This is a genomic window from Burkholderia sp. LMG 13014 (genome assembly GCF_905232215.1).
GTDB lineage: Bacteria > Pseudomonadota > Gammaproteobacteria > Burkholderiales > Burkholderiaceae > Burkholderia.
On the sequence record NZ_CAJNKE010000028.1, the window covers coordinates 20324 to 30759 of the forward strand.

The 10436-nt window shown below is 63.5% G+C and carries 14 protein-coding genes and 1 tRNA gene; 10 read left to right on the forward strand and 5 right to left on the reverse strand.

The window, feature by feature from the left end:
- Positions 1 to 146: 146 nt before the first annotated feature.
- Together JYJ84_RS06235 and JYJ84_RS06240 are read left to right on the forward strand one after the other, a co-directional pair.
- Positions 147 to 623 carry a carboxymuconolactone decarboxylase family protein gene (locus JYJ84_RS06235; RefSeq protein ID WP_205183091.1) on the forward strand — a complete coding sequence of 159 codons (477 nt, stop codon included), beginning with the start codon at positions 147 to 149 and terminating at the stop codon, positions 621 to 623.
- A complete protein-coding gene (locus JYJ84_RS06240; protein WP_122946570.1) occupies positions 623 to 1504 on the forward strand; it encodes a sigma-70 family RNA polymerase sigma factor in 882 nt (293 codons plus the stop codon). Before JYJ84_RS06235 ends, JYJ84_RS06240 begins: the two co-directional genes overlap by 1 nt.
- A 100-nt stretch (positions 1505 to 1604) precedes the next feature.
- On the opposite strand, the gene JYJ84_RS06245 is transcribed toward JYJ84_RS06240, so the two are convergent.
- Both JYJ84_RS06245 and JYJ84_RS06250 read right to left on the reverse strand, forming a co-directional pair.
- Entirely contained in the window at positions 1605 to 2108 is a 504-nt protein-coding gene (locus JYJ84_RS06245; RefSeq protein ID WP_175222230.1) for a DUF2628 domain-containing protein, read from the reverse strand.
- Positions 2109 to 2427: 319 nt separating this feature from the next.
- Positions 2428 to 2504, reverse strand: a tRNA-Val gene (locus JYJ84_RS06250).
- Between the two features lie 587 nt (positions 2505 to 3091).
- On the opposite strand from JYJ84_RS06250, the gene JYJ84_RS06255 reads away from it, so the two are divergent.
- Genes JYJ84_RS06255 through JYJ84_RS06280 form a run of 6 tightly spaced genes read left to right on the forward strand, consistent with a single transcriptional unit; the run spans position 3092 to position 6115 of the window.
- Positions 3092 to 3346: a hypothetical protein gene (locus tag JYJ84_RS06255; protein ID WP_175222229.1), complete on the forward strand. Its 255-nt coding sequence runs from the start codon at positions 3092 to 3094 to the stop codon at positions 3344 to 3346.
- Between the two features lie 25 nt (positions 3347 to 3371).
- Positions 3372 to 3683, forward strand: coding sequence for an immunity 53 family protein (locus tag JYJ84_RS06260; protein ID WP_122944009.1), 312 nt, complete (start codon positions 3372 to 3374; stop codon positions 3681 to 3683).
- Complete coding sequence (locus JYJ84_RS06265; RefSeq protein WP_122944008.1) at positions 3680 to 4018, forward strand: hypothetical protein; 339 nt, start codon at positions 3680 to 3682, stop codon at positions 4016 to 4018. Before JYJ84_RS06260 ends, JYJ84_RS06265 begins: the two co-directional genes overlap by 4 nt.
- Positions 3967 to 4833, forward strand: coding sequence for a hypothetical protein (locus JYJ84_RS06270; RefSeq protein ID WP_205189135.1), 867 nt, complete (start codon positions 3967 to 3969; stop codon positions 4831 to 4833). The genes JYJ84_RS06265 and JYJ84_RS06270 overlap by 52 nt, the downstream gene beginning before the upstream one ends.
- A gap of 37 nt (positions 4834 to 4870) precedes the next feature.
- On the forward strand, positions 4871 to 5782 hold the full coding sequence (locus JYJ84_RS06275) for an Imm72 family immunity protein (protein ID WP_175222227.1): 912 nt from the start codon (positions 4871 to 4873) through the stop codon (positions 5780 to 5782).
- Positions 5783 to 5797: 15 nt separating this feature from the next.
- Positions 5798 to 6115 (forward strand): hypothetical protein, encoded by a 318-nt coding sequence (locus JYJ84_RS06280; RefSeq protein ID WP_175222226.1) that lies wholly within the window; start codon positions 5798 to 5800, stop codon positions 6113 to 6115.
- 805 nt (positions 6116 to 6920) lie between these two features.
- Here the strand turns inward: JYJ84_RS06280 and JYJ84_RS06285 are convergent.
- Together JYJ84_RS06285 and JYJ84_RS06290 are read right to left on the reverse strand one after the other, a co-directional pair.
- Entirely contained in the window at positions 6921 to 7679 is a 759-nt protein-coding gene (locus JYJ84_RS06285; protein WP_175222225.1) for an anti-sigma factor, read from the reverse strand.
- Positions 7676 to 8197 carry a sigma-70 family RNA polymerase sigma factor gene (locus JYJ84_RS06290; protein ID WP_089449600.1) on the reverse strand — a complete coding sequence of 174 codons (522 nt, stop codon included), beginning with the start codon at positions 8195 to 8197 and terminating at the stop codon, positions 7676 to 7678. Before JYJ84_RS06290 ends, JYJ84_RS06285 begins: the two co-directional genes overlap by 4 nt.
- Before the next feature lie 156 nt (positions 8198 to 8353).
- Between JYJ84_RS06290 and JYJ84_RS06295 the strand changes: the two genes are divergently transcribed.
- Both JYJ84_RS06295 and JYJ84_RS06300 read left to right on the forward strand, forming a co-directional pair.
- Positions 8354 to 9448 (forward strand): catalase family peroxidase, encoded by a 1095-nt coding sequence (locus tag JYJ84_RS06295; protein ID WP_175222224.1) that lies wholly within the window; start codon positions 8354 to 8356, stop codon positions 9446 to 9448.
- On the forward strand, positions 9448 to 9978 hold the full coding sequence (locus JYJ84_RS06300) for a cytochrome b (protein ID WP_174962871.1): 531 nt from the start codon (positions 9448 to 9450) through the stop codon (positions 9976 to 9978). The genes JYJ84_RS06295 and JYJ84_RS06300 overlap by 1 nt, the downstream gene beginning before the upstream one ends.
- Positions 9979 to 10144: 166 nt before the next feature.
- Here JYJ84_RS06300 and JYJ84_RS06305 read toward each other — a convergent pair.
- Positions 10145 to 10436, reverse strand: a 292-nt coding sequence (locus tag JYJ84_RS06305) for a hypothetical protein (RefSeq protein WP_205189136.1), incomplete at its 5' end; no start/stop codon positions are given.

Sequence of the window (10436 nt, forward strand, 5' to 3'; positions counted from 1 at the left end):
TTCGCCGCCGGCACGGCGACGAACCGCCCCGCCCTTCATCTGCGATCCGCGTCCACCCGCGCTTCGAAAAATTTTTTACGCCGATGTCACACCCGCGGGGGGCTCGCTCGTCATATCACCGGAACCCACACGAAAGGAGAAGGACCATGACTGCGAAACTCAATCCGTTTGCCGCCGCGCCGGCCCTGATGAAGCACTGGGTGACCGTCTCGGCCGCCGCCGCGCAGAGCCTCGAGCCGACGCTGATCGAGCTGGTCAAGATCCGCGCATCGCAGATCAATGCGTGCGCGAACTGCATTAACATGCACACGGCCGAGGCACGCGAACAAGGCGAGACCGAGCAGCGCATCTACCTGCTGTCCGCATGGCGCGAAGCGCCGTGCTACACCGACCGCGAACGCGCGGCACTCGGCTGGACCGAGGCGCTCACGCGACTGTCGGAGGGCCACGCGGCGCACGAAGCGGCCTACGCGGCGTTGAACGACCACTTCAGCCAGGAGGAACAGGTGAAACTCACGCTGATGATCAACGTGATCAACGGCTGGAACCGCCTCGCGGTCGGCTTCGGGTTGTGGATCGACCCGGCGGACGCGAAGGCCGCCGCCGCGAAGATGGTGGCCTGATGCCGAACCTCGACCCGGCCAGGGACAGCGCCGAAGAACGGGCCGATGCGGCCGCGAGCTTCGACCCCCTGCGCCGCACGCTGATCCGCGTCGCGTACCGGATGCTCGGTTCCGTCGCGGATGCCGAGGACATGGTGCAGGAGGCGTTCATCCGCTGGATGGACGTCGACCGCACCGAGGTGCGCGTACCGGAAGCGTTCCTGCGCCGGATGGTGATGCGGATGTGCCTCGACCAGCTGAAGTCCGCGCGGCACCAGCGCGAGACCTATGTCGGCCCGTGGCTGCCCGAGCCGGTCGTCGAGGAAGATGAACAGGAAGACGTCACGCTGCCGCTGCTGCTCGCGCTCGAACGGCTCTCGCCCCTCGAACGCGCGGCGTTCCTGCTGCACGACGTGTTCGGCGTCGAGTTCGACGAAGTGGCCACGACGATCCAGCGCGACCCGGCCGCATGCCGGCAGCTCGCCGCGCGGGCCCGCACGCATGTGCGCGAGGCGCGGCCGCGGTTCCATGTCGAGAAGCAGCGCGGAATCGAATTGGCGGAAGCGTTTTTCGCGGCGTCACGCAGCGGCGACATGCGCGCGCTCGGCGCGATGCTCGCCGAGGACGTGAGCCTGCATTCGGACGGCGGCGGCAAGCGTTCGGCCGCCGGCAAGCCGGTGTTCGGCTTCGAGCGCGTGATGAAGGTGCACGAGCATCTGGCCGAGCTGTTCGCCACGCATGGGTCGAAGCTCGTGCGCGCGGGCTTCATCAACGGGCTGCCGGGCATCGTCACGCTGGAATCCGACGGCGAGCTGCAGACCACGGCGCTCGAGATCGAGGACGGGAAGATCGTCGCGATCTATGTCGTGCGGAATCCTGACAAGTTGAAGCATCTGCACTGAGTGCGGCGGGAGCGCGCGTCGGGTGTCGTGCGCATGCACGGCCGCGATGCGCCCTTTCCCCGTCCTGCCGCCCTGCTTTACCGGCCGCCGGTTCCTGCGATCAATACGTCCCGGCCACGAGGTAGATCAGGAAGCCGAGCAACGGCGTTGCCACCGCGAAACCGACCGCCGCGAGCCAGTTCGTACCGCCCTGCGCTTCGAGCAGCGCGAGAAACGATTCGCGCGACGTGGCGTTCGGACGCAGCTTCTCGATCTGGCGTTCGACGTGCGTCTTGTAAAGGCTGTTTCCGCACCAGCCGAGCGACACCGCGATCCCGATCGTGATCGGGTCGAGCGTGCTCGATTCGAAGTATTTCGGGAAGAACAGCAGCTCGACCAGCGTGATCGCGAGCGACGCGCCAAGGACGGCCGCCGCCTGCCAGTACATGGAGCGATACGCCATCCAGACCGGGCCCAGGAAACAGGCTGCCCAGTTCCACGACAGCCGGTTCTTTCGCGAGGCGGCGATCTCCCATTTCCGCTCGAACCAGGCGGCTTTCTTGCCGACGTAAGCGGCGATTTCGTCGTTGCTCGCGGACGATGTGGCGGTCGTGACGTCGGACATGGTCGTGTGCTCTCAGTCGCGCGGATCGCGCGTCATTGTTTTGATTCGGTTCGGATGCGGTGAAGATCGAACGGCGTACGGCGCAGCCGCTTCGATCGCACACGATTCTACCTGCCGTGCAGGGTCCGTCGTATGGCAGGTCGAGGTGCCGGTGAGGAAGGATGCGATGCCGTGGATCGCGCAACGCATCGGGGCGACATGCGTTGTTTCGGCCGGAAAAAGAAAAACGCCACGCGATGTTGCCGCGTGGCGTTTGTATGTTGGCGAGCCGCATTGCCTGTAGGCAAGTTGTGCTGCCAGACCCCTTCATTTTGTTCGTTGGTAGGCTCGATTGGATTCGAACCAACGACCCCCACCATGTCAAGGTGGTGCTCTAACCAACTGAGCTACGAGCCTAAGAAGCCGCGAATTATAGAGAGGGTTTTTGAGGAGCACAAGCCCTTTCGTGAAAATTTTTTGAATCGGGGCGTGCGGGACCCGACGATCGATGTTGCCTCGCGGTGCCGGGATCGTTGGCTTCACCTGTTCGCATCACAGCAAAACGTGTCGATGTGCTGTGGGGTTATCCACATTGGCCTCTGGATAACCGTCCGATAAGCCTCTGGATTCACAGTGGAACGATTGAGGATATGTCGCCGCGGCTGTGAATCGACGAAAAGTTGTTCTGTGCTCCACGGAGCTGTTCACGTGCCACACCCAAGGTTATGCATTCTGCTTCCTGTCGAGAATTCATGGGCTTAGGGACGTTATCCACTGTGAGGCACAGGGTTTGTTAACTATCACTACGTATGTATACGAACTCTGTTAACACCCTTGGATAAGCACAGTCCGCCGACTGTGATCCGTGCAGGATATGCACTGCGTGCAGTGATCGGATAAACGAAACGGCAAGCTGTGAGGGCATCGGACGATGCGCGAGCCGCTGTGTCTGTAGAATCGCCGGCATTCAGGATGCGAGGGTCTGGCGCACAGGCTCACGACACATGAGCGATTCTTCGTTGACCCGGCTCGACGCACTCGATATCGACGCCGTCGTACACCGGTTGCAGCAACATCCGGGCGACATCGTGTTCGAGCAACGCGTGTCGATCCCGGAAGCCGATGTCCTGTGTTGCCGCTACAAAGGCGAGCGATTCAACGTGAAGTTCGATCTCGACTACGGGGTGTTCGTCGATCGCGTCGGGAAGCTGTCTCGCCAAGACATCGAAGAGATCGTCAGATGGCTCACCACGACGTGAGTCGGATGATGGGAGGCACAGGCACATGATTGATTCACTGACTGCGCTGCAGCGCTGGTACGCATCGCGCTGCGATGGCGTGTGGGAACACGCACACGGCATCGAGATCGCCACGCTCGACAATCCGGGATGGACGGTGAAGCTCACCGGCGCGTCGTCCGGCAAGGCGATCGATCTGTCTATCGAGCGCGACGAGTCGGACTGGATATCCGTTCGCGCGACCCAGGCCGAATTCGCCGGCTACGGCGGCACGGGCAATTTGCCCGAGCTGCTGGCGCTCGCGGTCGAGTGGATCGATGGGAGCGCAAGGAATGACGAAGGGCGAAGCGATCGATGAAGACACCCGTCAATGAGATGCTGGTGACGGACATTGCCGGCCACGTTGCGGTGGTCGTGACCGACGTGGCGGCTGCCGCCGATGTGCTGGTGCAGTTGGGTTTCGCTCGACGATCCGATCGCTGGGAACGTGCGATCGCGGACGATACCGACCGCCAGGCCCTCGTTGCCGCGCTCGTCGATCTCGATGCGCTGTTCTCCGCGGGCCGCGACTGGAGCCCGCAGGCGCTCGTCGAGTATTACCTGGAGATCGGCGTCGTTCGCAGCGCGTACCGTTCGATCGCATGGCGCGGGCCGGGGCAGTACGTCATCGAACGTCACGACTGCGGCGTGTGATTGATCGACGTTTTCCACGACGCGATGAAACCGAAGAAAGAGCAGGGCGACGCGAGCGGCGCTCGCAATGGGAGCAGGTAATGGGACCGAGAGTTTGCCATCGGCACGGCGACGATTCGACAGCGACAACGTCGACGGGCGTTGCCGCCCACATCAGGGTGCGCGGGCAGTGTGCGCCAGGCGAACTCGTGAAGGTCTCGCTCGACCGGCCGAGATACACCCGGGAGATGTGGATGCTGCGTGCCGAGCTCGACGAGCACGAGGTCGATGCGACCTGGGTCGATCGGGTCGCACACGTGAAGGCATTTCCGAAGATCGCGGCGCTGGAGCGCCTGCGCGCGTATGTGTGTCTGGCGTGCCTGGACGAACTGCTGGTGCGCTCCGGCGAGACACCGCATAAACCGACGACGAAGGAGCAGGCGTTCGATACGTCCGTCGTTTCGGCGAATGCGAAATGGCCTCGCCGTTACGCGCGATGCGAGCTTCACGGCTTGATCTTGCCGACGCGGGCCTCGCCGGATATCGAAACGGCGATTCTGACGATCGACGTGATCCGCGATTGTCACGTCGTGCGGGTGATCGATGCCAGGGGGAAGGGGGAATCCACGTACTGGTTTGACGAAGCGTTTTTGCGCAAGGTGTTCGGGCCGGATATCGACATCGTTGAATCGACGTTCCGGATCGACGAGCGGGACACGTTCATGACGCTGTGGGACGCCGGTGAGTACGTGTGTCCGGTGTGTCTGCGAGAGGTGTTGAAACGCAGCGGCCTGGGCAACGACCACACCGACGTGAACGCAACGGCGCAATCATGATGGACAGACAACCGGCACCGTTGCGCGAGGATCAAGGATGACGGACACGATCTGGCAGGACGACCCGGCTGACCGCCTGACGGACGACGAGGCACGGCGCAAGATTTTCTGGCTGCTTCAACGCGTGAGCAGCCTGTCGCTCTGGACGCGCAAGCGCGACGCGTTTGCGCGATTCGCGAACGCGTATGAGCATGCGGTGAACACGTGGCCCGATGGCGATCCGGAGGCCATTCAGGACACCCACTTTCCAATCATCGCCGAGATTCTCGCGGCTTACGATCGAGGGCTGACCGAGTTGGCCCGAGGGAACCGGCGTGTCTGGAAGAGCGATGGGCCTTTCGAGGATGTGTTCTGGAAATATCACCGTCTGAACGCATATTTCTACCCTAATCCCGATTACTGGGATCGCGGTGGGCAGATTGCCCCATACCCGCCGAAGATCGACGCGCTGGCCCAACTGCTGCACGCATCGGAATACCAGATGGAACGTGCGCCGTTCGACCCGGGCAATCGATTCGGCGATATGGCAAAGCTGCGTTCGGCCAATCTGCTGCTGTCCCCGAATGCCTATGAGCAGGGCTTCTACACGCTTGCGTATCCGGTGTTTCCGGCGGATCTGCCCGAGGTTCCGCAAGCTGTGGGCCGGGTGATCAAGACCGGCCAGAAGGTGCCATGCGATGGCATCTGGGAGCCAGTCGTCTTCGAGTGGTCGAAGCGGCCGGGCATCTTGCCGATCGTCAAGCGCAGTGCGCGCAACGACGGTTGCTTCAATTATTTCATTCGGGGCGTTCGAGCACCGCACGTCAGGGATGATCTCAGGGGATTGTTCATCCGGGCGCGCTGGCGGTTGTTATGGGAAGACCGGCGTTACGCGGACGGCGTCGTTCCCGACGAATCGCAGTATTTCCTGGAGCCGCGGCAAGTGCCTCAGACGAGCCCGAACCCGTAATGCCTGGAGAACACCATGAGCAAGCTGAATTTCGGCGCGGTCGATCGATGTTCCGTCCGGCTCAATACCGCGACGCTGCTTGGCCTGAAGGCCGCCTATGAGGATTTTGCGAAGACCGGGCAGGATCTGTGCAACTTCGAGATTTGCATCGAGGACGCAAGTGCCGCCACGGTCGATCCGAAGCCTGAGGACGCCGTCATCAGCGTGACGTTCCTGGCGAAGATGCCGCCCGGCATGCGCGGGCTCGGCAACGCGAGTCCGCTCGGGACGTCGATCAAGTATGTCGTTTCTCCGGAAACCGGCGAGATTCTCGGGGTTTATCTGACCAAGTGATTTCGGAGGCGGTGAACGTGGTCATCCTTGGTATGTGGATAACCGCGATACCAAACGACGAGAAACGCTGTGCAAGCAAGCGGTGAGCGTGCATCCGGATCGCAAGCTGGGCGCGGATCCGGGCGAATTCTGATCGTGACAAGCCGATCCGGATGCGCAAGTACACGAGTGGACGGCGGGTTGCCGGTTCGACGACGCGGGCACATGCGGAAGGTGCAGCGCGTTTCATGCGCCTGCCGGCGGCTACGTGTGGACAACCCGCACACCCAATCAGTCGAATCGCTGTGCGTCGAACAGGTGAGCGACGTGCATTCGACTACATGAATCGGCCGGGACGCCTTGTCTGGCAAGGCCTTTCCGGAACGGAACAGAGGATGCGGAAAGCTTTTGCGCGATCTGTCGTGATCGAATGCGTTGTGGATATCGAGAAGTCAAAGCACTCGAAGGCCTGTGCATTCAGCGAGTGAGGGTAATCGAATTCGGCGCAGGTGTTCGCGTTATCTCACGGGTTGTGGATATCGCACGCCAAAGCAACCCGAAACGCTGTGCAGGTCGAAGGTGAGCGAGCGCGACCGATGACCGCGCGCGGTGCCGACATGATCGATGTGGATATCCTGTTCCGCGGCGACTCGAAACCCTGTGACCCAAAAGGGTGAGGGCGCCGGTGTGGACAACCGACCGGGAAAGTCAGTCGAAACGCTGTGCAGGCGAGAAGTGAGCGTGAGCATGCTCAAGCCAGCGAAGCCGCGTCGTTCGAGGCGCTGGCGGCCACCACCGACCGCCAGCGCGGCGCGCATCGTACCACTCAAGTCTGCTGGTCGAGCGCCTGCACGACCGCTTTCTCCCCAAGGCTCCCGGCCGGCCCGACCACCGCATAGTTGAGCCCGTTCACCGACCCATATCGCGCGAGCAGCGCGCCATCCACGCGTTGCCCGGCCGGCAGCAGCCGATGTTTCGATTCCGCAGGCCGCATATAGAAGCTCAGCGTCCGCCCGGCTGCGTCCTCATAAAGCACCATCGCAGCCGTGGCCCCGCTGTCGGTCGTGAACAACCGTCCGCCGACCGGCCTGAACCCCGCCGCGCTCAAATCCGGCAGCTTCGCCGACGCACCCACGCGCCGGGTGAGCCATCCCTGCAAATCTCCCGCACCCGTCGGCCGGTAATCGACCTTCGCCGTCTGATCGACCACCATCATCCGGTAGGCCTCGACCGCATCGCTCATCGGCGCGATGGGCGGCGGCGCGTTCCACCCGCGCGCCTGCCATCCGCCCAGCGTCCCCAGCCCGACGCAGAACACGAACGAAGCCGCCATCGCGAACCGCATCCGCGTGCGCTCCGTCCGTCGTGCCCGGATCGCGGCCGGATCGAGCGCGGGGTTGTCCGCCGGCATCCGCACGCTCTCGAGCGCCGCCCGCAACCGCTGCGCATCCTGCTGCCATTGCTTCACCTGTTCCGCGCGCTCCGGATGCAGCGCGAGAAAGCGCTCGACCGCGGCGCGCGCATCGTCGTCGAGCTGGCCGTCGACGTAGGCCTGAAGGTCGTGTTCGTTCGGAGGCGTGTTCATTTCTTCATCAACCGGAGAGAAGGAGCGGGAAGCTCGCCGTCGCTGAGCTGGCGCAGCGCCTGGCGCGCGCGGGAGAGCCGCGACATCACGGTGCCGATCGGCACGTCGAGCAGGCTGGCGACTTCCTGATAGGTGAAGCCCTCGACCGCGACGAGCAGCAGCAGGCTGCGCTGTTCGTCCGAGAGCCGGCCGAATGCTTCGAGCGTCGCGCGCGCCGCGAATTCGCGTTCGGCGGATGGCCAGTGCGCTTCGTCGTCGTCGCGGATGCGCCCGAGCAGCCACGCGTAGCGCTTCGCGCTGCGTTTCCCGTCGAGGAACTGCCGGTACAGGATCGTGAAGAGCCAGCTGCGCAGCGACGCGTCGTCGCGGCGGCTTGTCCAGCGCGACAACGCGCGCTCGAGCGTCGACTGGACGAGATCGTCGGCCGCGTGGACATCGCGCGCGAGCCAGAGCGCGAAGCGTCGCAGCCTGGGGATGAGTTCGCGCAGTGCGTCGTCGTCGAGGGCGGTGGAGGGCATGGCCGGGCCGGTTGCCGAATGGGTCGAGATGCCGCGTAAGACGCCGGTCGGCGCCGCTTATTCCACCAGCATAGGAAAAAAATTTTCGTGGAATAAAGCGCTGGGGGCGGCGTCCTACGCGGGTTCGGCAATGACCTGACGGTCGGGAGCACATTCATGGAGCGATCTTCTTCCTCTTCTTCGCCGCAGCGCGAGCCCGGGCGCGGGTGGTGGCGCTGGGCCGCGATCGGCGGCGCGGTGGCCGGCGTGGCCGTCGCGTTCGGGTATGTCGGCGGTTGGCTCGCGCCGGCGCGTCTGACCCCGCACCGGATCGTCGATGCGTTGCAGACGGCCGGTGGCGGTATCCATCCGGGCTTTCGGCGCAATCACGCGAAGGGCGTGTGCGTGACCGGTTACTTCGAAGGCAACGGCGCCGCGAGCGCGTATTCGGTCGCGCCGTTCTTCAAGGCGGTGCGCACGCCGGTGGTCGGGCGCTTCGCGTTGCCGGGCGGGAATCCGTATGCGCCCGACAGCAGCGTGCCGATCCGCAGCCTCGCGCTGAAGCTTACCGCGCCCGATGGCGAGCAATGGCGCACCGGGATGAACGCGATGCCGGTGTTTCCGGTCGCGACGCCGCAGGCGTTCTACGCGCAATTGCTGGCGACCCGGCCCGATCCGAAGACGGGCAAGCCCGACCCGGCGAAGGTGAAGGCGTTTTTCGGCGCGCACCCGGAGACGGGTGCGTTCCTTCAGTGGATCAAAGGTGCGAAGCCGAGCGCGAGTTACGTCACCGAAAGCTATTACGGATTGAACGCGTTCTACTTCATCGATGCGGCCGGCAAGCGCCAGGCGGTGCGGTGGCGCGTCGTACCGGAGCAGACGGCTGGCGCAGGGGATGTCGCGACGGCGGCGGACCCGAACGTGCTGCAGCAGGACGTAACGCAGCGCATCGCGGCCGGTGCGCAGAAGTGGAAGCTGCTGGTCACCTTGGCGGAGCCTGGCGACCCGGTGGACGACGCAACGAAGGTCTGGCCCGCGCAGCGCACGACGATCGATGCGGGCACGCTCGTGCTCGACCGCGTGGAGGCGCAGGACAGCGGGCCGTGCCGCGACGTGAATTACGACCCGACGGTGCTGCCGCAGGGGATTCAGGTGTCGGGGGATCCGTTGCTGGCGGCGCGGTCGGCCGCGTATGCGGATTCGTATCTGCGGCGCACGAGTGAAGAGGCCGGGGTGGCAGGCGTGGCGCGATTGAGTGGGGAGGGACGGTGATGAAGGCTTCGACGACGTTTAGCTTGCCGGCGCGGGTGCTGCACTGGGTGATGGCCGCGATGATCATCGCGATGCTGTTCATCGGGGTGGGGATGGTGGCGTCTGTTTCTGAGCGCCATGCGCTTTTGGTAGCGATTCATAAGCCTCTGGGTATTGCCGTGCTCGTGCTGGTTTGTGTGCGGATCGTGGTGCGGGTTCTGTCGAAGCCGCCGGCGTTGCCGGAGGATCTGCCGTGGTGGCAGAAGGTTGCCGCGCACGGGTCGCATCTCGTGCTGTATGCGCTGATGCTAGCGATGCCGCTGATCGGGTGGGCGATGCTGTCGGCGGGCGGGTACCCGGTGACGTTGGGCGACGGTGTGCAGCTGCCGGCGATCGTGGCGGCGGATCCGGTGACGTTTGCCTGGCTTCGAATCGCGCACCGGGTGCTGGCGTATCTGTTCTTCGCGACGTTCCTCGCGCACTTTGCCGCTGCGCTGTATCACGGGCTGATTCGGCGGGACGGTGTGGTGAGGGCGATGGTGGGGCGTTGAGCGACGGAGGGTTGCGTCCGATACGGCATGGCTGTTCACGGGCGACCGAGACGGCTGCTGCCGTGTCGCATATATATGACCACTGGAGATGTTCAGCGACCCCCGACACCGCATGTCAAAATAATTTCACAAAAGGGGTTGCGTAGATCGGGACTGGTGCTTAGAATCACGCCTCTTTCGCGCTAACGGAAACGCAGCGCGGGGAAAGAAGGGAAGCGGTGCTGTTGATGTCGGTTTTAATGACATCAGCGCACACGGAATTAAACCGCAGTCGTCGCAACGAAGTAGTTAAAAAAGTTGTTGACGAGTTTGAAAAAACGGTTGATAATCTCGCTTCTCTGCTGCTGAAAACGCAGCGCTGCTGAGAAACACGAAGTTCCTCGCAGAAATGCTCTTTAAAAATTAACAGCCGATAAGTGTGGGCGCTTGATGGAAGCGAGCTGATCTTCGGATCAGAT